Raw genomic sequence first — 23,250 nt, 5'->3', positions numbered from 1 at the left:
AAGATGGACGGGAAGCGCGAAATGCGGGTGGTCATCGCCGATGACCACGGCATCGTACGGGACGGCCTGCACCTGCTGCTGTCGACCCAGGACGGCATCCAGGTAGTGGGCGAGGCGGGGGACGGCATGCGCCTGCACACCCTGCTGGAAGAACAGGGTGCGGACCTGCTCCTGCTCGACCTGAACATGCCCGGCCTCAACCGGCTGCAGTTCATCCACGAACTGCGCCAGCGTCACCCCCGGCTGAAGATACTGGTGCTCACCGCCAACACGGAGACGGCCACGGTGCGCTCGGTGCTCGACGCCGGCGTACACGGCTACCTGAGCAAGAACGATGATACCGGCGAGCTGCTCGAAGCCATCGATGCCCTGCGTGGCGGCCGGCATTTTCTGGCGCACAGCCTGCGCGTCCTGCTGGACAACCCGAACGCCCGCACCCCGGTTGATTCCAGTCTGCTGTCGGCCGTGGAACTGACCAGGCGCGAGCGACAGATTCTCATCCTGGCCGCCCAGGGGCACAGTGCTCGGGAAATCGCCGAGCACTTCAGCATCAGCCCGCTGACCGTGCGCAAGCACCGCGAAAACCTCATGCGCAAGCTCGACTTGCACAGCCCAGCGGAGCTGGCTGCCTTCGCCGTGCGCCTGGGCCTGCCCAGCGCCTGAGTCGAACCTGTGCCTTGCCTGCGTGCGCATGCGGCGCGTCCCCGTCCCATGGATGAGTCGTCCGGCAGAGACTAGCGTCCCGCACGCCGGGAAAAAATACGGCAACTGCCGTATGTGCCCGGCCGCCCGCGCTGCTTAACCTTTCCCGACACGGACCAGACGCCGCCTCGATGAGCGCCGGCCGATACCCGATCAAGGGAAGGATCACACCATGACACTGCCTGCCTACTGGGCCTCGTTCGCCGTGGCGACGCTGGCGTTCGCCTGCATGCCGGGCCCGGCCATCCTCTACATGACCTCGCAGACCCTCGCTCACGGCCGCCGCGCCGGCCTGCACGCCGCGCTGGGCATTCACCTGGGTTGCTACGCACACATCCTCGCCGCCAGCGCCGGCCTTGCCGCACTGTTGCACCACGCGCCGAACCTGTACCTCACGCTGAAGCTGGCCGGCGCGGCCTACCTGATCTGGCTTGGCGGCACGATGATCTTCGGCGGGCGCCGCCTGCTCGGGAACGAGCAGGACGTGGGTGAGGCACGGCCGAAGGTGCTGCGCGACAGCATCATCGTCGAGGTGCTCAACCCCAAGACGGCGCTGTTCTTCCTGACCTTCCTGCCGCAGTTCGTCGACCCGACCGCGAGCCTGCCGGTGGGCCTGCAGTTCTTCATCCTCGGAATGATCGTCAACCTGGTGTTTTCCACGGCTGACGTGCTCGCCGTGCTGTTCGCCTCGCTGTTGCTGGGCGCACTGGGCAAGGGACGCGGACAGCGGCTGATGCCGCGGGTGTGCGGTTCGATTCTGGTCGGGCTGGGCGTGATGCTGGTGGCGCGGGGCGGGCCGGTGTGACGCGGGGATCTGGAGCGCAAAGCAGAGCAGGCGCCGCCCCCGGCAAAGGGCGCGGCGCGGGTGAAGCGGATCAGTCCTCGCGGCTGGTCACTTCCACCAGGTGATAGCCGAACTGGGTCTTCACCGGACCCTGGACGACGTTCAGCGGAGCGCTGAACACGACCTGGTCGAACTCGCGAACCATCTGGCCCGGGCGGAAGCTGCCCAGGTCGCCGCCGCTGCGGCCGGACGGGCAGGTGGAGTTGTCGCGCGCCACCTGGGCGAAGTCGGCGCCGCCTTCGATGGCGGTTTTCAGTTCATTGCACTTGGCTTCGCTGGAAACCAGGATGTGACGGGCGGATGCACGGGCCATGGGATAACTCCTGAACAGGCAGTAGGAAAGGGCGAAGCCTAGCCGATTCCGCTGACGAACCCAATGCTGGTTGCCCAGCGGTACGGGCGGATTCTTCAGGCGCGGAGTATCAGGCCCCGCCGCCCAGCACTTCGCTCAGGTGCTGCTGATAACGCACCACATCATTCTCGATGTTCGGGCGCTTCATCACGTCCACGCAGAGGAAGGTCGGCAGCGGGCTCATGCCCAGGAACTGGTTGGCCTTGTGGAAGGGGAAGTACACCGCATCCACGCCCTTGCCCTCGAAGAAATCGGTCGGGTCGTCGAAGGCCTGCTGCGGCGCGTTCCAGGTGGCCGAGATCATGTACTGCTTGCCCTGCAGCAGGCCGCCGCTGCCGTACTTCTGCGAAGCGTCGGAGCGGGTACGACCGTCGTTGGCGTAGAGGCTGCCGTGGCCGGCGGTGAACACCTCGTCGATGTACTGCTTGACGGTCCAGGGCGCGCCCATCCACCAGCCGGGCATCTGGTACACGATGACGTCGGCCCAGAGCATCTTCTGCACTTCTTCCTGAATGTCGTAGCCGCCGTCGACGAAGGTTTCCTTCACGTCGAAACCGGCGTGGTCCAGATGCGCGATCGCGGCTTCATGCAGGGTCGCGTTGTAGCGGCCATCGGAGTGGGCGAACTGCTTGCCGCCATTGACCAGCAGGATCTTTTTCATGGTGTGGGCCCTGAAGTGAGAAATTGGATGGCGGCAGAATATCGAGCGCAGCAGGGTGGAAAAACCCGTTCTCGGACAAATGATCCGTGCGTGAGAATCAAGAATGTGGAGGATTGATTTGCGTCAGGATTAGGCAATCTTTTCGCCCTCCAGGAGCCAGTCCGATGTACGCCTTCACCCTCCAGGCCCACACCCTTCCGGAAAAATCCCAGTCCTTCGAGGACCTGTTCCGTACCTACCTGACCCCCAGCCGCTCCGAGGAAGGCTGCCTCCAGTACCACATGCTGCGCGACGCCAGCGACCCGACCCTGTTCACCTTCTTCGAGGTCTGGCAGAGCCGCGAGCACCTGGCCATCCACTCCTCGCTACCGCACATGCGCGAGTTCCACGAGCGGCGCATGGAGTACCTGCGCCGCGATTTCGATATCCAGGAAGTCGAGGTCATGCAGCCACGCTGACCGGCGCTCAGGCCACCACCTGGTTGCGCCCGGCTTCCTTGGCCTTGTAGAGGTTGGCGTCCGCCGCATCGATCAGCGCCTGCAGGCTGTCCGCCGGTGTGTCCGAGGTGCTGGCCACACCGATGCTGATAGTCACCACACCGCGCTGGCTCTTTTCGTGGGGCAGCGCGGTTTCCTCCACGTCGCGGCGGATCGACTCGGCGACCCGCGCGGCGGCGGCGCTGTCGCAGCCAGGGAGGATCATCACGAACTCCTCGCCGCCATAGCGCGCCGCGCCATCTTCCTCGCGGCGGCAGCCTTTGCGCACCAGGTGCGCGACATTGATCAGCGCCAGGTCGCCGCGCGGGTGGCCGTAGTGGTCGTTGTAGGCCTTGAACTGGTCGATATCCATCATCAGCACCGCCAGATGGCCATCCCCGGCACGGCGGCGCTGCCATTCGTGCTGCGCCTTCTCATCGAACCAGCGACGGTTGTGCAGGCCGGTCAGCGGGTCGGTGTCGGCCTGGATGCGCAGCTTGTTCTCCTTGGCATTGCGGCGCTTCAGGTGGCGGGTCAGGCGGTAGGCGAAACAGATGGTCGCGGCATTGATCGCCAGCAGCAGGCCCGCAGTGATCCAGGTGCGCCCGGTCCAGGTGTGGAAGATTTCCTCGCGGCACAACTCCACCGAGACCACGGCGGGGTAATCGCCGATGCGCCGGTAGCCGCGCCAGTGGGCGCTGGCACCGCCGATGCTCTCGTCGACCGCTTCGGCGCGGCCGGAAGCGACGAAGTCATGGAAGGTGCCGCTCTCGTCCTCGTGCATGGGGTGCTGCGGCGGCCATTGCGTCAGCGGTGTGCCGTCGAGCAGGCGAATGGCGACCACGCCGCGTTGGCCCAGGTCGAGGCCGTGAACGAAGGCGTCCAGGTGATGCAGGTCCTTGATCGCCACGGCCACGCCCTGGAACTGACCGTCCTTGCCGACGATGGCGCGGCTGAGCGCGATGCTCGGCCCCGAGCCGGGATAGGACGGCAGGAACGGATGGCTGAGGTAGAGATGCCCCGGGTTGGCGCGCTGCGCGGTGAAGTACTCGCGGGCCGACAGGTCGCGGCGGGTTTCGCCGGCATGGTTGAGGTCCACCAGCAACTGCCCCTTGGCGTCGGTCACCACCAGGGTGCCGGACTGCAGCGCGCCCGCCGCGTGCCCCTGTACCAGTTCCTGCAGCACCTGCTGGGTCATGGCCGGTGTGCTGGGGCCGGTGATGACATTGGCGAGGGTCTGCAACGTCTGCGCGTGAACGTCGAGGTCGCGGTGGAATTCACGCTCCACCAGCAGCAGTGTGTTGGTGCCGCTGGCGCGGGCGTACATCAGCGCGTCCTGCTTCATCTGCAGCATGTGCCAGCCGGCCAGCAGCGTGGCGAGCACGGCCAGGAGGAAGGTCAGGGCGAAGACATGCAGCGGTTTGAGCACGATGCGGGTTGTCCGGTTTCGTTCAGGTACCTGAATTGTCCCTGACAGCGCGGGGCCGGCAATCGAAGTCGGGAGCTCTCTTGCCCTATGTCAGGCGGCCCGGAAATTCTCTGCAGGCCGGGACAGGCAAACGTTGCCGGGTTTTTCCGCAAAGGGAACCGGAACGTCCCGGCCGCAGCCAAACGCCGAGAAATCACGCATCATTGAGCCCTTTTCGACCATCGGAGCCATCCATGCCCAGCCAGTCGTTCCTTCCGCGTAGCCTGTTGTTGTCGCTCGGCCTGCTGGCCGCCGCCAATGCCGGCGCGGCCGACCAGGATCAACTGCTCGAAGCGATCAACGCCTACCGTGGCGACGTGCAGTCCTGCGGTGGCCAGGCCTCCCAGGTGCTGCCGCCACTGTCGCCGGACCCGCGTCTGGCGCTGCCCGCTTCTGCGGGGGAGTGGAAGGCCGCGCTGAACCAGGCCGGGTACCCGATGAGCAGCGTGCGCATGCTCAGCCTCACCGGCCCGCGCGATGTGACGGCGGCCATGAAGGCGCTGCAGGAAAGCTTCTGCCAGGTGCTGCTGGACCCGCAGTTCGTCGATGTCGGCATCGTCCGCGAGGGTGATGACTGGCGCGTGCTGCTCGGCCGCCCGCTGCTGCAGGGCAAGCTGGGCACCTGGGAAGCCGAAGGCCAGCAACTGTTGCAGGCGATCAACGCGGCACGCGGCAAGGGCCGCCAGTGCGGCGGCCAGGCATTCGGCCCGGCTGCTGCGCTGAGCTGGAACGCCACCCTGGGCGGCACCGCCGAAGCCCACAGCCGCGACATGGCCAACAACAACTATTTCGACCACAAGGGCCGCGACGGCAGCACGCCGGGCGACCGCGCGGAACTGGATGGCTACGCCGGCCAGCGCATCGGCGAGAACATCGCCGCCGGCCAGGGCAACGCGCAGAAGGTGGTGGACAGCTGGCTGGCCAGCCCCGGCCATTGCGCCAACCTGATGAACCCGCAGTACAGCGAGCTGGGCGCGGCCTACGCGGCGGACCCGAAAAGCGACGCGGGCATCTACTGGACGGCCATGTTCGGCTCGCCCTGAGCCGTCATCGACCGTTGCCGACGGCGTCGGCCTCGCCGCCCTGGCGCTTCACCTTCGCCGCGAGGATGGCCGACTCGACCGCCGCCAGCGTGCCCGAGGCCGCGGGAAGTTCGAGCACGCGGCTCTCGGCGAGGGTGGAGACGCGCTCGCCGCTGTCCAGGGTGAACTCCACGAACGCCAGGTGCTCCGACCAGGAGCGATAGCGCCGTACCATGAACAGGCTGTGGCGGCTGCGTACCGAGCTGATCTTCTCCAGGGCGATCTTCCGGTGGCTTTCCTGGCCGCAGAGCACCAGTTCGCCCTTGTCGATGAAGGCCGGTTCCGCCTTCGACACCCGCCGCCACTCCAAGGCGAAGCGCCCGCCGAGCAGCAGCAGGCAGAGGGGCAGGGCGGAGAACAGGGGAACGACGCCGCTGAACATCTTGATCAGCGTGAACGCGGCCATCGCCAGCAGAATCAGCAGCGTGGCGGCGCGGTAGAAATGGACGTTGTCGAACTCGGTCTGCGGCAAGAACCGGACTTCCATGTACCTGTTTCCTCGGCGACTGCAAAACATTTCCCAGCCAGACGTTTTAGCAGACCAGGGCATGCTTGCCACGCGAGGCCGGTCACGGCACGGGCGACGCTCAAAAGAAAAACCGGCGCCTGGGCGCCGGTTTTTCAGGTGACACTGCGGGAACCGGAGTCAGTTCCCGGCTGAACCTGCCACTCAGTGCGGCTGGTTCAGGGTCAGGCGCATGTGACGGTTCACATCCTTGTACAGCAGGTAGCGGAAGCGACCGGGGCCACCGGAGTAGCAGGCCTGCGGGCAGAAGGCGCGCAGCCACATGAAGTCGCCGGCTTCCACTTCGACCCAGTCCTGGTTCAGGCGGTACACCGCCTTGCCTTCCAGCACGTACAGGCCGTGCTCCATCACGTGGGTCTCGGCGAACGGAATCACGCCGCCCGGCTCGAAGTTCACGATGTTCACGTGCATGTCGTGGCGCATGTCGGCCATGTCGACGAAGCGGGTGGTGCTCCAGCGGCCTTCGGTATCGGGCATCACCCGCGGCTCGATGTCCTGCTCGTTGGTGACGAAAGCTTCGGGCAGCGGTACGCCGTCGACTTTCTGGTAGTGCTTGCGGATCCAGTGGAAGCGGGTGTGCTGGCTGCTGGTGTTGCGCACCTTGTAGTCGGCGCCCGGCGGAATGAACGCGTAGCCGCCCGGCTGCATCTTGTGCACTTCACCCTGCAGGGTCAGGGTCAGCTCGCCTTCGACGATGAACAGCACCGCTTCGGCGTTGATGTCCTGCTCGGGCTTGTCGCTGCCGCCCTGGGGCGCCAGCTCGACGATGTACTGCGCGAAGGTCTCGGCGAAGCCAGACAGCGGGCGGGCGATGACCCACATGCGCATGTTGTCCCAGAAGGGCAGGTGGCTGGTGACGATGTCACGCATCACGCCCTTGGGGATCACGGCATAGGCTTCGGTGAACATGGCGCGGTCGGTGAGCAGCTCGGTCTGTGCCGGGTGCCCGCCGTGCGGCGCGTAATAAGTGGATTTGGCCATGGGGTAATTCCTCATTGTTGTCTTGCTGCCCGGCGCGTGCGGCGCCGTGGTGAGCAATTCGTGCAGAGCGGCGCGCTGTCGGTGCGCTGGCCGTCGCTGGAAACCACGATATCCAGCGGCGACTTCATGCACAAATTAAATGTTGGAATCCGCTGTATTCAATTTCTGAATGCGACGATGGAGGCGCTCAGCCTTTCGTGTCCTGCGCCAGAACCCGCGACAGCACCCGCGCCAGCTCCTTCACCATCGGGTCCACCGCTGGCCGGTGCAGCATCGCCACCTCGAACACGTCCACCGAGGGTAGCCCGATATTCTTCGGCAGCACGGCGTGCTCCGTGGTTACCGCGCGCTGCGGCAGCAGGCCGATGCCCATGCCGTCGGCGATGGCCGACTGGATGCCGGACAGGCTCGAACTGGTGAAACTGATGTGCCAGCGCCGACCAATGGATTCCAGCGCGGCGATCATCTCGTCGCGATACACCCCGCGTGGCGGGAAGGTCACGATGGGCAGCGGGTCCAGCTCGATGCAGGCGTTCTTCGCGCTATCCACCCAGCGCGTCTTCTCCGGCCAGCAGGCCACCGCCTCGCGGGCGTTCTGCCGCTGCTTGAGCAGTACCAGGTCCAGCTCGCCACGGTCATAGCTGGCGGACAGATCACGGCTCAACCCGCTGGTGACCTCCAGCTTCACCTGTGGATAGCGGCGGTTGAACGCGGCCAATTGCTCGGTGGTGCGCCCGCTGGCGAAGTCGTCCGGCACGCCGATGCGCACCGTCAGCGCCACGGTGGCGCCGGACAGCGCCTCGAGCATCTCGTCATTCAACGCCAGCAGGCGCCGGGCATAGCCCAGCAGCGTGTCGCCGGCATCGGTGGGCAGCACATCGCGGTTGCCGCGCTCGAGCAGCCGGTGCCCGGCCATTTCCTCGAGCCGGCGAATCTTCTGGCTGACGGTGGACTGGGTCGAGTGCAGGCGCGTAGCGGCCGTGGTGAAACTGCCGCAGTCGGCCACCGTGACGATGGCGCGGAGCAGATCGAGGTCAAAGAGACGGGTATTCGGTTTATCACTGTCGCTCATGGCGGTATCGGAAATCTGAATGCGATACCGCTTTCTAGCAGCTCAGCCCGAGCCCCGGCAAATCACCTGGCGCTGCCGACGCTCAGAAGTCGATGGTCTTCGCCCAGGGATCGCCGACGCTGCTACCGCGCCGGTCGCCCTTGCGGCGGTCGTCCTCGAAGCGGATGGATTGTCGTCGGTCGGCGCTGCAACGGCGCTCGGTGTGGCGGGTGTCGATCTGGAACTTGGCCTTGGGCTTGGCCGGCATCGCCGCAACGGGCGCGGCGGTGGGCTCCATGGGAACCAGACTGAGTTCATCGATGTTCAGGTCATCGAAGTTGAAATCACTGAGGTTGAAATCGTCGTCGAGATTCATCACGCGTCGCTCCACTGCAATACCCTCAGAGGTGAGCGTAGAAGCGTAGTGGCGTTGCGCCGTATCAGCCGACGGACTGCACGTCAGACGTTTCCTTCAGCGCGATCTAGACTCCAGAAGCTGACCCTACCGGGGGAATCACACGGAGAGCGTCTTCATGAAACGTCTACCGCTGTCCCTGCCGGTGCTGGCCGCTGTCGCCGCGTTGTCCGGTTGCATGAGTAACGAAGAGTTCCTTGCCTCGAACCAGCAGGCCGCGATCAGTGCCACCGAATCACGGGCGAAGTTCGAGCTCAATTGCGAGTCGGTCACCAGCAGCGTGCTGTCGAGCAAGGTCACCCAGGTTCGCCGTGCCATGGAGCGCACCGAATACACCATCGGCGTGCGCGGCTGTAACAAGCAGGCGACCTACATCACTTACTGCCTCAACCCCACCACCTGCAACGCCATCGCCGATACGGCGCGGACCAGCTCGCCGTAAGTCATCTGGGATGGGGAGTTTGTGGTCCATCCTGATTTGCTTTCCCTCTCGTGGATCAATCCAGCCAGCTGTGCCAGGCCAGCCGGATCGCGCCGTCCTGCAGGGGCAGCAGGGTCAGGTTCGGGGCCTGGCGCAGGTCGGTGACCAGTTGGCTCCAGGCGGCGGAGTCGTCGCTGGGTTCGCGGCGCAGAGTGATGCCGAGGTTCTTCAGGGTGGTCGGGTCTGCCAGCAGGGCGTTCACGCGGGCGGACAGCTGGTTGTAGGTTGCGGCGTGCATGGGAGGCCTTCGGTTCGGGGTGGATGGAAATACTGTATGTAAATACAGTATTTCTTGTAAAGGCCTGGGTGATCGTTGGTAGGCTGATTTCTGAAGGACGTGAAATCGGGGGCTCTGGGGCGGTGCTTGGAGTGATGGTCGGCGTTTGCTCAGGGGGGCCGCCCCTGGGAGCCGTGGGTTTGCGGGGTGTCTTGTTGCTATCGTTCTGAAAATGGAACGCTAGAAGTGAATTTTGCCGTCTGGTGGATCAAGGGTGTCGAATTTAATCTTTGTTCCATGCAGTGACGCACTGCAAGACGAGTCCAAATCTTCCGGCGCAGCCGGCACCCACTGAAAGCAAATCGAGGATTTCACCATGACCAACGCCACCTACAACCGCCTGGACAAAGACAACGCCGCCGTACTGCTGGTTGACCACCAGGCCGGTCTGCTCTCGCTGGTCCGCGACATCGATCCGGACAAGTTCAAGAACAACGTGCTGGCGCTGGGCGACCTGGCGAAGTTCTTCAACCTGCCGACCATCCTCACCACCAGCTTCGAAACCGGCCCCAACGGCCCGCTGGTTCCCGAGCTGAAAGCGCAGTTCCCGGACGCGCCGTACATCGCCCGCCCCGGTCAGATCAATGCCTGGGACAACGAGGATTTCGTGAAAGCGGTGAAGGCCACTGGCAAGAAGCAGCTGATCATCGCCGGCGTGGTGACCGAGGTCTGCGTGGCGTTCCCGGCGCTGTCGGCCCTGGCGGAAGGTTTCGATGTGTTCGTCGTGGCGGATGCGTCCGGCACCTTCAACGAGATGACTCGCGACGCCGCCTGGCGCCGGATGGAAGCGGCTGGCGCCCAGCTGATGACCTGGTTCGGCGTGGCCTGTGAGCTGCACCGCGATTGGCGCAACGATGTCGAAGGGCTGGCGGCGCTGTGCTCGAACCACATTCCGGATTACCGGAATCTGATGACCAGTTACAACGCGTTTGCTGCCGCCAAGTAAGCGGTTGCTGAAATGAAAACCGGAGCCTCTTGCGAGGCTCCGGTTTTTTATTGCGCGTTGCAGGGAACCCCCTGTAGGAGCGGGCCATGCCCGCGATCCGTCGGCAGGGCCGACGCCTATCCTCGTTCCATTGTTTGGGTTGTGCTGCGTTGTCCTAGGTGTTCCAGCGCTGCTTAGGTGTGCGCTCGGGATTCGTGTTTCGCCCCCTCGGGCGAGTCACTTTGGCAAACGCCCCAAAGTAACCAAAGGTCTTGCCCCGGACATCCGGTTTTTCGCTTAGGCGAAAAATTCCCTCGTTGAATCGAAGTTTCAGGGGCCCGCCGCGAAGGGCCATCCCTGGCCCATCGCGGCTCTCTCGACATCCATGTCGCTCAACCCCAGAAACTCCAATTCAACGAGGCCTCCTGAACGGGGCAGGCCGGAGTGCGCTGGTATTTCTCTGGAAGCCTTTAGAGCCAGAGCCAGAGCCAGAGCCGGGGATTGGCAGGTTTGGCTTTTCGTAGGAGCGAGCTTGCTCGCGAACCATCCCCGCGCCGACGTACCAGCTTTCGTAGGAGCGGACCTTGTCCGCGATTGGAGTTTCCATCCACGCCGAAGCCACGGCGAAGCACAAACGTAGGATGGCGTGGAGCGCAGCGATACCCATCGATTGCTGTGCGCGGGGCAGCATGGGTATCGCAAGCTCCACCCATCCTACAAAACTCCTCAACGCCGCTGCACTGGCTTTGGCTCTTGCAAGTCTTCCAGCGATACAACCGCACGCGCCGAAATGCCCCTTTCAGGAGGCCGAAGGTGATCGGAGTTTCAGGGGGAGAGCGGCATGGATGCCGCGGAAGCCGCGACTGGCCAGGGATGGCCCTTCGCGGCGGCCCCCTGAAACTCCGAAGAACCGAGGGTACTTTTCGCGAAGCGAAAAGCCGGATGGCAGGGGCAAGCCCTTTTGGTTCCTTTTGGGGCGTTTGCCAAAAGGGACTCGCCCGAGGGGGCGAAACAAAAAGCCCGCGCGTACGCCGAAGCGGCGCAGAAACACCCATTCCGAAGCAACAGACCAACACAGGCACCGAAACGGGCGCCGGCCCTGCCGGCGGATCGCGGGCATGGCCCGCTCCTACAAGGGAACGCCCGCGCGTCGAATGGGAAGAGCAGAGCGATGGGTATCGCTCCGCTCCACACCATCCTACGTCTTGCTCTCCGGCCCGAGGCTCAGCTCGGGCCAGTTCTGGTAGGGCACCCAGGTCACGCCCTGCCACTTCAACACCGACAACGTCGTCGTCCCTCTCAGGAGCTCCCGTCTCGGCTCGCCAGCATCCAGCCGATGCTGGTCCCGCAACGCCGGAATCACATGCAGCGACAACCACTGCCGGACGCTGCGATTCTCCGGATGGAAGTAGTGAATCAGCGCCGCATACACCGCCGACTCGCTGATCAGCAGTTCATCGACGTAATCGCCGCTGCCATCGCGCACCCAGGCGCGGCGGAACTGGTCGTCGTCCAGGTTGCGCTCCACGCGCTCGGCCAGCCATGGAACACCGATCAGCCTGCCCAGGTCGTGGGCGCAGAACCAGCACTGGTCTTCCAGCAGCACGGCGCGCAGCAGGCGCTTGTGGCGGATGAATTCGGTGGGGATCAGGACCTCTTCAGACATGGCGCACCTCCGGGAAGGAGGGCGAAGAGGGCGGGTACAGCGAAGCGCCTTCGTGGTGAAGGCTGGGGGTGACAGGCATATCCATTACCTCTGCTAGGTCTAAACAGCTTCTTAGGGCTGTGGTGCCGGGAGCTAAGAAACCCCACCTAGAGGGCCGGACGTATTCCCCTTTCGGGTCTTGTATTAGCCCACTCCCGACGTTGCAGAGTCTTTTTTGAGGACGAGAAAATCCCGCAGGCTCAAAAAAGCCGCTTATCTTTCGGGAGCGGTCAAGCCGCTAGGTGACAGGCGTTTCTTAGGCGCCGGGCGTGAGGGTATGGCGTTGGTGTGGGCGGGTCAACCTGGGCGGCGGATAACGCTTCGCGTTATTCGCCCTACGGGTGGGCTAAGCGCCGGCGCATGCATTGCCGTAGGGCGCATAACTGCGAAGCAGTTATCCGCCATCCACCTCACCGCCGCTCCGCCGCCCGCACATCCAACGACACATCCCCCGCCCAATCTTCGGTGTAAATGCCCTCGGCAACCGCCCGGCGAAAGGTGGAATACGGCCAATCCTTCACCGCCGTCACCCACCCGTGTTTCACCGGGTTGATGTGGATGTAGTCGAAGTGACGCTGGTAGTCCGTTTCATCACGGATCAGATGCTCCCAATAACGCGGCTGCCAGATACCGCGCTCGCCGCGCATCTGTTGCTCGATGCTCCGCGGCTCTCCGTGGGGAATGCGCCGCGCGAAACCGGATTTGATGACCTTCCACCGCGTGGCGAAATCGGCGTCGCCCGGGGGCAGCGTCCACAGGCAGTGCATGTGTTCCGGCAGCACGACCCAGGCATCGATCTGGAAAGGGTGGTTGCGTTTGGTCTGGGCGATGACGCGTCGCAGCAGATTGATTTCCTGGGTGAGGAGGTTGGAGCGGCGGTCACGTAGCGTGACCGTGAAGAAGTAGGTGCCACCCCGCACCCAGGCGCGTCGGTAGTTTGGCATTGGGTCCCTCCGAACTCGGTTGGAGTCTGGAGGGTACCTTGGGGATTCGGCGGATAACGCGGGGCGTTACTCGCCCTACACAAAGTTCAGCTACGGCGTAGGAGTTGGGACCGGATGGATGTCCAGGCTACTCGCTTGTTTAGAGTGATTTGTTAATAAAAGGATTCCTTAAGTAGGAATCCTTTGTTGAGATTGGTTGATTTATTTTTCTTTTATTTTTATTGCTTTGAATATAGTGTCTATTAAATCCTTTGTTGTTGTGCTTTCGTGTTTTCTTTTTTCTAGTTCTATGGTGGTGTGTTTGTCTTTTATTATGAAGTTCCTTTCTGTCTTGATGAGCTCTTCTACAGCTATTTTCATGCACTCGTCAGAGCTTTCAGAGGCGTTCAGGCCTGCCATTTTTAAATCGATATTTGTAATTTCATTTTGATAATATTTGATATTTTCCATTATTTCTTTGTGCAGTTTTAGGAAATAGAATGCAAATATCTCTATGAATATAACTATGGATATTTTCACGGTTACTCCAAGCAAGATCTTTGGTTGGAGTAACTCGTTTAAATTGGACCCATCTGTCGTGATTATGCTTTTGTATGAGTCTTGAGCGGCTAGGTAAAGTATGTATCCTGCAATAATTGTTATTGCTGTGCCAATTGAGATGTAGATATTGGCTCTCTTGGAAAGCTGCGCTATTTCTCCTGTTATTCTAGAGTGAGCCCTTTCTCCAAGAAGCCTAGTCCTCTCGATTTTTCTCTCGCTTTCTCTATTTTCGGTATTTTGATCTTCGTGTTCTTGCGATATTAGCTCGAGAATATGTATTCGTGTTGTGCTCAGATTGTTTCTTAGGATTAGTATTCCGGTTTTTGTGGCGAGCAGTGAGTCATCTAGATTGAGCATGTTTCTAGGAGAGAACCATTCTTGGCAAAGACCAATGTATGAGCTCTTTATTCTCTCTTTGAGAGGTTTTAGTTCTGTGCTGTTAGGGTTGTCGCTGCCTTCGTACATTGACAACAAGTTTTCCAGTTCTTCCAGGCTGCTTCTTGCCGCTTTTAATTCTTGGAGAGTGGTCCTCTCAATTATATTTCGCGGTAGGAAAATTGGTCTTGTTTGTAAGTAGTAGTAGACAATTAGAACGCAGGTTACTGTTATGGAGATGCTTGTGAGTATGTCGGATATATCGCTTGGAAAGGTTCTTTCAAAGCGAGCAAGGAACATTAGTGTTGTAAATGCAAATGCGATGATTATTAGGGATTGAAGGCTTTTCTTTAGCTTCTGTGTTTTTATATATTCTTGAATTCTATCGTTGTTTTCATTGGCGTACATTGCCATGCTCCATAAAAAAGCCCCGCACTAGGCGGGGCTTTTCGCTTTCTAATCACTGCCCCAAAATTCCATTTCGGTCTACAGCGTTTCTAATGGTCTTGACTTGCGGTGGTGCTACTACTTTCGTCAGTCCCAGCTCAGCGCGCCGCCGGTCTGGTACTCGATTACGCGGGTCTCGAAGAAGTTCTTCTCTTTCTTCAAGTCCATGATTTCGCTCATCCACGGGAACGGGTTGCTGGTGCCCGGGTATTCCTCTTTGAGGCCGATCTGGGTCAGGCGACGGTTGGCGATGAACTTGAGGTAGTCCTCCATCATCGCGGCGTTCATGCCCAGCACGCCACGCGGCATGGTGTCGCGAGCGTATTCGATCTCCAGCTGGGTGCCCTGGAGGATCATCTGGGTGGCCTCGTCCTTCATCTGGGCATCCCACAGGTGCGGGTTTTCGATCTTGATCTGGTTGATCACGTCGATGCCGAAGTTCAGGTGCATGGATTCGTCGCGCAGGATGTACTGGAACTGCTCTGCAGTGCCGGTCATCTTGTTGCGGCGGCCCATGGAGAGAATCTGGGTGAAGCCGCAGTAGAAGAAGATGCCTTCCAGGACGCAGTAGTAGGCGATCAGGTTGCGCAGGAACTGGCGGTCGGTCTCCGGGGTGCCGGTTTCGAACTTCGGATCGGAGATCGAGCGGGTGTACTTGAGGCCCCAGGACGCTTTCTTAGCGACCGAAGGAATCTCGTGGTACATGTTGAAGATTTCGCCCTCGTCCATGCCCAGCGACTCGATGCAGTACTGGTAGGCGTGGGTGTGGATCGCTTCTTCGAAGGCCTGGCGCAGGATGTACTGGCGGCACTCGGGGTTGGTGATCAGGCGGTAGACGGCCAGCACCAGGTTGTTGGCGACCAGGGAGTCGGCGGTGGAGAAGAAGCCGAGGTTGCGCATGACGATGCGGCGCTCGTCTTCGGACAGGCCGTCCTTGCTCTTCCACAGGGCAATGTCGGCGTTCATGTTCACTTCCTGGGGCATCCAGTGGTTGGCGCAACCATCCAGATACTTCTGCCAGGCCCAGTCGTACTTGAAGGGTACGAGCTGGTTGAGGTCGGCGCGGGCGTTGATCATCTGCTTGTCGCCGACTTGTACGCGGGCGGCGGAGCCTTCGAGATCGTCCAGGCCTTCCTGGATGTCCAGGGCGTCGAGGGCCTGCTTGGCGCGGGCGACGGCGTCGGAGTCGTCGGCGGATACAGCGCGCGCTTCTTCGACGGAGCCGGCGGCGTCGGCGTCGAGTTTGTCAGCGTTCTGCGCGGCGGCCTGGGCGACGGCCGGGGCGGCCTTGGCTTCGGTGGCGTCTTCTTTGTCGAATTCGTCCCAGCTCAGCATGGGTCCTCTCCTGTTCTGGATGGCCGTTCTAGGGCGGCCTGATGTCTGGTGGCGTGTGGTGCACGCTAAGAGCTTGTGCGTCTTCCGTCCTGCGCGGTGCGCGGCGGAGGAGGCTGTTGTTCGGTGGGGAAAAGGGGCCCGGAAGAGCCCCTCACCCTAGCCCTCTCCCAGAGGGAGAGGGGACAGTCCGTGCGGTCTGCCGTTTCGGTGTCAGCGCCGCTTTCGCGGCACGCTCACCTTATTGGCAGGCTTCGCAGTCGGGATTGTCGATGCTGCATGCCTGAGGGACCGGAGCCGGCTGCGGCTCGGCAGCGGCGGCTTGCAGGCCTTCGTTGCCACCAGCCGACACGGCGTTGAGCTTGCCGGTGTTGATGGTGGACTTCTCGGTGCTGGTCGCGGCCAGGGCACGGAGGTAGTAGGTGGTCTTCAGACCACGGAACCAGGCCATGCGGTAGGTCACGTCCAGCTTCTTGCCCGAGGCGCCGGCGATGTAGAGGTTCAGGGACTGGGCCTGATCGATCCACTTCTGGCGGCGGCTGGCGGCGTCGACGATCCACTTGGTCTCGACTTCGAAGGCGGTGGCGTACAGGTCCTTCAGGTCTTGCGGGATGCGCTCGATCTGCTGCACGGAGCCGTCGTAGTACTTCAGGTCGTTGACCATGACCGGGTCCCACAGGCCGCGCACTTTCAGGTCGCGAACCAGGTAGGGGTTGATCACGGTGAACTCGCCGGAGAGGTTCGATTTCACGTACAGGTTCTGGTAGGTCGGCTCGATGGACTGCGATACGCCGGTGATGTTGGCGATGGTCGCGGTCGGCGCGATGGCCATGATGTTCGAGTTACGGATGCCTTTCTGTACGCGGGCACGTACCGGAGCCCAGTCGAGGGATTCGGTCAGGTCGACGTCGATGTACTTCTGGCCACGGGCTTCGATGAGGATCTGCTGGGAGTCCAGCGGCAGGATGCCCTTGGACCACAGGGAGCCGTCGAAGGTCTCGTAGGCGCCACGCTCGTCGGCCAGGTCACAGGAAGCCTGGATGGCGAAGTAGCTCACCGCTTCCATGGACTTGTCGGCGAACTCGATGGCAGCGTCGGAGCCGTAGGCGATGTGCTGCAGGTACAGCGCGTCCTGGAAGCCCATGATGCCCAGGCCAACCGGGCGGTGCTTGAGGTTCGAGTTGCGAGCCTGCGGGACCGAGTAGTAGTTGATGTCGATAACGTTATCGAGCATGCGCACGGCGGTCTTCACGGTCTTCTCGAGCTTGGCGGTGTCCAGCTTGCCGTCGACGATGTGGTTGACCAGGTTGATCGAGCCCAGGTTGCAGACCGCGATCTCGTCCTTGTTGGTGTTCAGGGTGATCTCGGTGCACAGGTTCGAGCTGTGGACCACGCCCACGTGCTGCTGCGGGCTGCGCAGGTTGCACGGGTCCTTGAAGGTCAGCCACGGGTGGCCGGTCTCGAAGAGCATGGAGAGCATCTTGCGCCACAGGTCTTTGGCCTGGACGACCTTGAACACCTTGATCTTGTTGTACTCGGTCAGGGCTTCGTAATACTCGTAGCGCTCTTCGAAGGCCTTGCCGGTCAGATCGTGCAGGTCCGGAACTTCCGACGGGGAGAACAGGGTCCACTTGCCGTCGTCGAAGACGCGCTTCATGAACAGGTCCGGAATCCAGTTCGCGGTGTTCATGTCGTGGGTGCGGCGACGGTCGTCACCGGTGTTCTTGCGCAGCTCGAGGAATTCCTCGATGTCCAGGTGCCAGGTTTCCAGGTAGGCGCAGACGGCGCCCTTGCGCTTGCCACCCTGGTTCACGGCCACCGCGGTGTCGTTCACCACTTTGAGGAACGGAACCACGCCCTGGGACTTGCCGTTGGTGCCCTTGATGTAGGAGCCCAGCGCGCGGACCGGAGTCCAGTCGTTGCCCAGACCGCCTGCGAACTTGGACAGCATGGCGTTGTCGTGGATGGCGTTGTAGATGCCCGACAGGTCGTCCGGAACGGTGGTCAGGTAGCAGCTGGAGAGCTGCGGACGCAGGGTGCCGGCGTTGAACAGGGTCGGGGTCGACGACATGTAGTCGAAGGAGGAGAGCAGGTTGTAGAACTCGATGGCGCGAGCTTCACGGTCCTTCTCTTCGATGGCCAGGCCCATGGCCACGCGCATGAAGAAGACCTGCGGCAGTTCGAAACGGATGCCGTCCTTGTGGATGAAGTAGCGGTCGTACAGGGTCTGCAGGCCGAGGTAGGTGAACTGCTGGTCGCGCTCGTGGTTGATCGCGGCGCCCAGTTTGGCCAGGTCGTAGCCCTTGAGCTTGCTGTCGATCAGCTCGAACTCGGAGCCCTTCTCGACGTAGGCAACCAGGGCCTGTGCGTAGAGGTCGGCCATCTCGTGGTGAGTGGCGCTCTCGGCGACACCCAGGAAGCCCAGGGCTTCGGCGCGCAGGGTGTCCATCAGCAGGCGGGCGGTGACGTAGGAGTAGTTCGGCTCGCGCTCGACCAGGGTACGGGCAGTCATCACCAGGGCGGTGTTGACGTCCTTCTCGGCAACGCCGTCGTACAGGTTCTTCAGGGTCTCGCGTTCGATCAGGGCGCCATCGACTTCGGCCAGGCCTTCGCAGGCTTCGCGGATGATGGTCTGCAGGCGGCCCATGTCCAGCGGCTGGGTGCTGCCGTCGGCCTTGGTGATGCGGATGCTCGGGTGCGGCTGGGCGATGTCGCTGGCGACGCCGGCGGTCTTGCGCTCGTTGGCACGGGCTTCGCGGTAGATCACGTAGTCGCGGGCGACTTTCTGTTCGCCGGCGCGCATCAGGGACAGTTCGACCTGGTCCTGGATTTCTTCGATGTGGATGGTGCCACCGGAGGGCATGCGGCGCTTGAAGGTCGCGGTGACCTGTTCGGTCAGGCGGCGCACGGTCTCATGGATGCGCGACGAGGCGGCGGCGGTGCCGCCTTCCACGGCGAGGAACGCCTTGGTGATGGCTACGGTGATCTTGTCATCGGTGTAGGGAACTACGGTGCCGTTGCGCTTGATCACGCGCAGCTGGCCGGGCGCGGTGGCAGCCAGATCCTGAGCGGATTCGGCGGCCTGCGGCGCGTTGGCCTGCGGGTTCTCGCGAGTGGTGTCGATTTGCATGGGTGGTTGTCTCCACGTTCTCGTAATTTGGTGTGTTGCTGACGCCGGGGCGTCGTTGCGAAATAAAGAGCAGTCGCCCGCGATTGCAGCCGCAAGCTGGAATTCTTCTGGAACAGGGGGAATGACCCGAAGCGCCTCCCTGGCCCATCTCGGGTGCCGGCTTTACGGGCCGGGACCACAATACCTAGTGGTGTTGAACGTTACGTTGCAACACCCGTACCGCATTTCCATCGACATGAATCGCTCCTCGCGGGCGGGGCCGCCTGGCACATCAGTACGTCTGGAATACGTTGTGGTGGAACCGGAGGAGCCGTGGAACAGGCTCGGGATTTCGACTTTCTTCTTGTGTCCGGTTCGCTGCTGTAACCCCAAGATGTAGGGGTATACCGCAACGGGGATACAAGATAATGCGCTAAGGGGGTGTTTGCAAGGCGGGGAGGCGGGGAAAAGCTGTGGATAAAATGTGCATGGAATGTGGGTGAAGCGGGGTAACTCGCGCTATCCCTGATGCTGACTGCCTTTCACCGTTCGTCGTGCTCGGCGACAGATTTTTCACACGCGTAAGGGGCGCTGCGCGGGGAGGAACACTACCACAATATGTAGTGTTTCTGGCGCAGCAGCCCTTGACCTTTTCGTGCAATGCCTGTTTACGCCGTTGGCGTGCGGCGGCGCTGGCAATCTGGCTACAATGCCGGCCGCTTTTGCGGGCTCTCTATAGTAAGAGGGGCCGTGCTCGCTCATGGCGCATCAGGAGGCAAGGTGGAACAAGAAGCGCGCATTCTCATCGTCGAGGACGACCAGCGACTGGCCGAGTTGACCCAGGATTACCTGGAGAGCAACGGCCTGGCGGTGTCCATCGAGTCCCATGGCGGCAAGGCGGTGGAGCGGGTGCTGGCCGAACGGCCGGACCTGGTGGTGCTCGACCTGATGCTGCCGGGTGAGGATGGGTTGTCCATCTGCAAGCGCCTGCGCCCGGATTACGACGGGCCGATCCTGATGCTCACCGCGCGTACCGACGACATGGACCAGGTGCAGGGCCTGGAGATGGGCGCCGACGACTACGTGTGCAAGCCGGTGCGCCCGCGCGTGCTGCTGGCGCGCATCCGCGCCCTGCTGCGCCGCAGTGAGCCGGCCGAGGCTGCGCCGGCGGTGAGCGGCAAGCGCCTGACCTTCGGCAAGCTGGTGATCGACAATGCGATGCGCGAGGCCTGGCTGGACGAGCAGACCATCGAGCTGACCAGCGCCGAGTTCGACCTGCTCTGGCTGCTGGCGGCCAACGTCGGACGCATTCTCTCCCGCGAGGAAATCTTCAACTCCCTGCGCGGTATCGAGTACGACGGCCAGGACCGTTCCATCGACGTGCGCATCTCGCGCATCCGCCCGAAGATCGGCGACGACCCGATGCACCCGCGCCTGATCAAGACGGTGCGCAGCAAGGGCTACCTGTTCGTCGGGGAACTCTGAGCCGTGAGCGCCGTGCCACCGTTCCCCGAGCTGCATGGTGAACGCTTCCGCCTGCGGGCTTTCACCGATGCCGACCAGCCGGCGGTGTTCCGCGCGCTGTCGCATCCCGAGGTGATCCGCTACTACGGCGTCTCCTACGCGACGCTGGAAGCCACCCGCGAGCAGATGGAGTGGTTCGAGCGCATCTATAAGGAAAGCAGCGGCATCTGGTGGGCGATCTGCCGGCCGGATGCGCCCGAGGACATCCTCGGCGGCTGCGGCTTCAACAACTGGCAGCAGGAACATCGCCGCCTGGAACTGGGCTACTGGCTGCTGCCCGAGCACTGGGGACAGGGCGTGATGGGCGAGTGCCTGCCGCTGATCTTCCGCCACGCCTTCCGCGAAATGAACGTGCACCGCATCGAGGCCGAGGTGGAAACGGAGAACCTTGCCAGCGGCCGCCTGCTGCTGCGCCAGGGGTTCACGCTGGAAGGCCGGCGCCGCGAATGCGAGGTGAAGGACGGGGCGTTCCTCAGCCTGGACAACTACGGGTTGCTCAACTCGGAGGAGGCAGGGTGAGTCCGGTGCTCGGGCCTGCCCTCACCCCAACCCTCTCCCAGGGGGAGAGGGGGCCGTCCGTGCGAGCTGCCGATTCGGTGTTGTCCTGTCGTGATCGATGCCAGCCGAGCCATTCGAGCAGGGCGCCAATCTTCACGCGTACTCCGCACAGTCCCCTCTCCCTCTGGGAGAGGGCTAGGGTGAGGGTGCTCCCAGCCTGCACCGTGTCACCCCGGAACAGCCCTCAATGAAATCCATCTTCCTGCGCATCTACGGCGGCATGCTGCTGACCCTGGTGGCGGTCGCCGCGCTGGCGGTTTTGACTTTGCACCTGGTCAACGACGTGCGTGGTGAGCGTTACCGCGAGGACCTGGCGCGCGGCACCTTCCGCCTGATGGCGGATGAGTTGCTGCCCATGAGCGAGGTGGACCGCAAGCGTGCGCTGAGCCAGTGGAGCCGCCTGCTGGGCATCCCGCTGAAGCTTACCAGCCTGGACGCGCTGGGCATGGAAGGGCGCAGCCGGGCGCGGCTGATGAACGACCAGGTGCTGGTGCAGGCCGGCGCGCCCCATGAAGTGAAGGTGATGACCCAGGTGAGTGCAGCGGAAGGGCTGATCCTCACCGGCGAGGTGGAGCAGGTCAGCGAGCAACTGGCGCGCGCCACCATCTACCTGCTGATGGACGAGCTCAAGCGCTACCCTGCCAGCGAGCAGCCCTATCACCTGGCGCGCATCGTCCGCGACAAGCGTTTCGGCTTCGAGGTGCACCTGCTGCGCCTGAAGGAGGTCGACCTGGACGACGACCAGAGCCGCCGCGTGGAAGAGGGCGACACGGTGATGGCGCTGGGCAAGGGCGGCGATTCGATCCGCGTGCTCTCCGGCATACTCGACACGCCCTGGGTGCTGGAGCTGGGGCCGATCTACCAGATGAATCCGTACCCGCCGCAGTTGCTGACGATCATCGTGGTCGTCGCGCTGACCCTGATCGGCCTGACCCTGTACCTGCTGATCAGCGGCCTGGAGCAGCGCCTGCGCGGGCTCGAGTCCGCCGCCACGCGCATTGCCCGCGGCAGCCTGGACACCCGCGTGGAGGTGCGCGGCGCGGACTCGGTGGGGCGCCTCGCCGGGGCCTTCAACCACATGGCCGAGCAGTTGCACCTGCTGCTGACGGTGCAGCGCGAGCTGGTGCGCGCGGTATCCCACGAGCTGCGCACACCGGTGGCGCGGTTGCGTTTCGGGCTGGAGATGATCGAGTCCGCCGAGACTGAGACGGCGCGGCGCAAGTACATGGAAGGCATGGATGGCGACATTCAGGACCTCGACCAGCTGGTGGACGAGATGCTCACCTACGCGCGGCTGGAGCAGGGCTCGCCGGCGCTGAGCTACCAGCGCATCGAGCTGGGCGCGCTGGTGGAGCAGGTGGTGTCGGAGATCGCCCCGCTGCGCCGGGAAATTACCGTCACCTGCGAGGCGGGTGCGCTGGTGCCGTTCGACCAGGGCAGCTGGATCGAGGCTGAGCCGCGCTACCTCCATCGCGCGCTGCAGAACCTGATGACCAACGCGCTGCGCTACGCCGAAGGGCGGGTGCGCATCAGTTACCGGGTGAGCGTGGACCGCTGCCAGGTGGATGTGGAGGACGACGGCCCCGGCGTACCGGAAGCGCAGTGGCACCGACTGTTCCAGCCGTTCTTCCGCGCCGACGACAGCCGCGCGCGGGTTACCGGCGGGCATGGGCTGGGGCTGTCCATCGTGCGGCGGATCATCCACTGGCACGGCGGCCGCGCGCAGATCGCCAAAAGCGAAGTGCTGGGCGGCGCGTGCTTCACGCTGATGTGGCCACGCCGCCAGGCGCCGAAGGTCGAAGACAATATTTGACCTTGAAGTCAAAAAATGCAGAATGCTGCGGTGCCATCACAGGTGGATGGCATTCGCCGCGTCACTCTGCAGTCCCTCCCTACGGTAAATAGCCTTTTTGAGATCACTCTCTCTTCGGGGGTATTGCAGAGTCACCGGTATCGTTATGTAATTTTTGCTATAACGAGCGCTTGCAGGCACAGCAGGCGGACCTGTCAGCGACAGGCCCGCGCAGGGTTTCAGGCAGGAACACCGAGGATCACATGGGACGCTTTGATCACTGCAGTCGCCTTCACGCCGGCCGCCAGGCCCAGCTCACTGACCGCATCGCGGGTGACTACGGCCACCACTTCGGTGCCGCCCGGCAGGCTCAGCACGACTTCGGCGTTCACCGCGCCGTCGGTGACCGACTTCACCGTGCCGGCCAGGCAGTTGCGCGCGGACAGGCGGATGCCGTCGGCCTCGGTCATCAGCATCACCCAGGGCGCCTTGACCAGCGCGATGACTTCCTTGCCCTGGGCAAGCTTCAGGCTCTTCACGCTTTCCTCGGTGACGATCGCCACCAGCTCGCTGCCGCCGGGCAGGGCGACCACGACTTCCGCGTTGACCGCACCGTTGCGCAGCTGCTTGACGCTGCCCTTGAACACGTTGCGTGCACTGACCTTCATGAACTGACTCTCCTT

Annotated in this window: 23 protein-coding genes; 9 read left to right on the top strand and 14 right to left on the bottom strand. The window is 62.8% G+C overall.

Translation table 11 applies throughout. The features are described 5' to 3' along the window. Positions 1-3 precede the first annotated feature (3 nt). The gene (locus tag IB256_RS21535) at positions 4-663 is read left to right on the top strand and encodes a response regulator (protein WP_225601895.1); all 660 of its coding nucleotides are present in this window, start codon (positions 4-6) and stop codon (positions 661-663) included. Positions 664-874: 211 nt separating this feature from the next. Then, a complete protein-coding gene (locus IB256_RS21530; protein ID WP_192404035.1) occupies positions 875-1,507 on the top strand; it encodes a LysE family translocator in 633 nt (210 codons plus the stop codon). A gap of 70 nt (positions 1,508-1,577) precedes the next feature. On the opposite strand, the gene IB256_RS21525 is transcribed toward IB256_RS21530, so the two are convergent. Further along, complete coding sequence (locus IB256_RS21525) at positions 1,578-1,859, bottom strand: peptidylprolyl isomerase (protein ID WP_184594568.1); 282 nt, start codon at positions 1,857-1,859, stop codon at positions 1,578-1,580. Between the two features lie 109 nt (positions 1,860-1,968). Then, entirely contained in the window at positions 1,969-2,559 is a 591-nt protein-coding gene (locus IB256_RS21520; RefSeq protein WP_192404033.1) for an NAD(P)H-dependent oxidoreductase, read from the bottom strand. Positions 2,560-2,723: 164 nt separating this feature from the next. On the opposite strand from IB256_RS21520, the gene IB256_RS21515 reads away from it, so the two are divergent. After that, positions 2,724-3,017 (top strand): putative quinol monooxygenase, encoded by a 294-nt coding sequence (locus IB256_RS21515; RefSeq protein WP_192289140.1) that lies wholly within the window; start codon positions 2,724-2,726, stop codon positions 3,015-3,017. Between the two features lie 7 nt (positions 3,018-3,024). On the opposite strand, the gene IB256_RS21510 is transcribed toward IB256_RS21515, so the two are convergent. Continuing rightward, complete coding sequence (locus IB256_RS21510) at positions 3,025-4,464, bottom strand: diguanylate cyclase (RefSeq protein ID WP_318653571.1); 1,440 nt, start codon at positions 4,462-4,464, stop codon at positions 3,025-3,027. A 233-nt stretch (positions 4,465-4,697) separates the two neighbouring features. On the opposite strand from IB256_RS21510, the gene IB256_RS21505 reads away from it, so the two are divergent. Beyond that, complete coding sequence (locus tag IB256_RS21505; RefSeq protein WP_081518053.1) at positions 4,698-5,546, top strand: CAP domain-containing protein; 849 nt, start codon at positions 4,698-4,700, stop codon at positions 5,544-5,546. Between the two features lie 4 nt (positions 5,547-5,550). Here the strand turns inward: IB256_RS21505 and IB256_RS21500 are convergent, their stop codons facing one another. The 4 genes from IB256_RS21500 to IB256_RS21485 form a co-directional block, all read right to left on the bottom strand. Then, positions 5,551-6,072: a hypothetical protein gene (locus tag IB256_RS21500; RefSeq protein WP_192289138.1), complete on the bottom strand. Its 522-nt coding sequence runs from the start codon at positions 6,070-6,072 to the stop codon at positions 5,551-5,553. Positions 6,073-6,255: 183 nt separating this feature from the next. Next, on the bottom strand, positions 6,256-7,092 hold the full coding sequence (locus IB256_RS21495) for a bifunctional allantoicase/(S)-ureidoglycine aminohydrolase (RefSeq protein WP_192289136.1): 837 nt from the start codon (positions 7,090-7,092) through the stop codon (positions 6,256-6,258). A 187-nt stretch (positions 7,093-7,279) separates the two neighbouring features. Beyond that, a complete protein-coding gene (locus IB256_RS21490; protein ID WP_192404031.1) occupies positions 7,280-8,164 on the bottom strand; it encodes a LysR family transcriptional regulator in 885 nt (294 codons plus the stop codon). Between the two features lie 82 nt (positions 8,165-8,246). Further along, positions 8,247-8,519, bottom strand: a complete 273-nt coding sequence (locus tag IB256_RS21485; protein WP_192404029.1) for a hypothetical protein — start codon at positions 8,517-8,519, stop codon at positions 8,247-8,249. Positions 8,520-8,676: 157 nt separating this feature from the next. Here IB256_RS21485 and IB256_RS21480 point away from each other — a divergent pair, with 157 nt between their 5' ends. Further along, positions 8,677-9,000 (top strand): hypothetical protein, encoded by a 324-nt coding sequence (locus IB256_RS21480; protein WP_081518058.1) that lies wholly within the window; start codon positions 8,677-8,679, stop codon positions 8,998-9,000. 55 nt (positions 9,001-9,055) lie between these two features. On the opposite strand, the gene IB256_RS21475 is transcribed toward IB256_RS21480, so the two are convergent. Next, the gene (locus IB256_RS21475) at positions 9,056-9,277 is read right to left on the bottom strand and encodes a DUF1654 domain-containing protein (RefSeq protein ID WP_024763117.1); all 222 of its coding nucleotides are present in this window, start codon (positions 9,275-9,277) and stop codon (positions 9,056-9,058) included. A 355-nt stretch (positions 9,278-9,632) separates the two neighbouring features. Here IB256_RS21475 and ycaC point away from each other — a divergent pair, with 355 nt between their 5' ends. Beyond that, the gene (gene ycaC, locus IB256_RS21470) at positions 9,633-10,262 is read left to right on the top strand and encodes an isochorismate family cysteine hydrolase YcaC (RefSeq protein WP_192404027.1); all 630 of its coding nucleotides are present in this window, start codon (positions 9,633-9,635) and stop codon (positions 10,260-10,262) included. A 1,177-nt stretch (positions 10,263-11,439) separates the two neighbouring features. Here the strand turns inward: ycaC and IB256_RS21465 are convergent. From IB256_RS21465 to IB256_RS21445, 5 genes are all read right to left on the bottom strand, one after another. Further along, on the bottom strand, positions 11,440-11,907 hold the full coding sequence (locus IB256_RS21465; protein WP_192404026.1) for a Bro-N domain-containing protein: 468 nt from the start codon (positions 11,905-11,907) through the stop codon (positions 11,440-11,442). 449 nt (positions 11,908-12,356) lie between these two features. Then, positions 12,357-12,890 carry an REP-associated tyrosine transposase gene (locus IB256_RS21460; protein ID WP_192404024.1) on the bottom strand — a complete coding sequence of 178 codons (534 nt, stop codon included), beginning with the start codon at positions 12,888-12,890 and terminating at the stop codon, positions 12,357-12,359. Between the two features lie 201 nt (positions 12,891-13,091). Next, entirely contained in the window at positions 13,092-14,213 is a 1,122-nt protein-coding gene (locus tag IB256_RS21455; protein ID WP_192404022.1) for a hypothetical protein, read from the bottom strand. Between the two features lie 126 nt (positions 14,214-14,339). Continuing rightward, positions 14,340-15,587, bottom strand: a complete 1,248-nt coding sequence (locus tag IB256_RS21450) for a ribonucleotide-diphosphate reductase subunit beta (RefSeq protein WP_081518061.1) — start codon at positions 15,585-15,587, stop codon at positions 14,340-14,342. Positions 15,588-15,825: 238 nt separating this feature from the next. Continuing rightward, positions 15,826-18,714 (bottom strand): ribonucleoside-diphosphate reductase subunit alpha, encoded by a 2,889-nt coding sequence (locus IB256_RS21445; protein WP_138212845.1) that lies wholly within the window; start codon positions 18,712-18,714, stop codon positions 15,826-15,828. Between the two features lie 759 nt (positions 18,715-19,473). On the opposite strand from IB256_RS21445, the gene IB256_RS21440 reads away from it, so the two are divergent. From IB256_RS21440 to IB256_RS21430, 3 genes are all read left to right on the top strand, one after another. Beyond that, positions 19,474-20,178, top strand: coding sequence for a response regulator (locus tag IB256_RS21440; RefSeq protein WP_192289124.1), 705 nt, complete (start codon positions 19,474-19,476; stop codon positions 20,176-20,178). Positions 20,179-20,181: 3 nt separating this feature from the next. Then, on the top strand, positions 20,182-20,736 hold the full coding sequence (locus tag IB256_RS21435; RefSeq protein WP_151186426.1) for a GNAT family N-acetyltransferase: 555 nt from the start codon (positions 20,182-20,184) through the stop codon (positions 20,734-20,736). A 226-nt stretch (positions 20,737-20,962) separates the two neighbouring features. After that, on the top strand, positions 20,963-22,588 hold the full coding sequence (locus IB256_RS21430) for an ATP-binding protein (RefSeq protein ID WP_225601894.1): 1,626 nt from the start codon (positions 20,963-20,965) through the stop codon (positions 22,586-22,588). A 218-nt stretch (positions 22,589-22,806) separates the two neighbouring features. On the opposite strand, the gene IB256_RS21425 is transcribed toward IB256_RS21430, so the two are convergent. After that, positions 22,807-23,235, bottom strand: coding sequence for a TOBE domain-containing protein (locus IB256_RS21425; RefSeq protein WP_192404020.1), 429 nt, complete (start codon positions 23,233-23,235; stop codon positions 22,807-22,809). Between the last annotated feature and the right edge of the window lie 15 nt (positions 23,236-23,250).

Origin of the sequence: Pseudomonas sp. PDM17, from assembly GCF_014851985.1 — a bacterium.
Classification (GTDB): domain Bacteria; phylum Pseudomonadota; class Gammaproteobacteria; order Pseudomonadales; family Pseudomonadaceae; genus Pseudomonas.
This window is presented reverse-complemented; position numbering and strand designations above follow the sequence as displayed.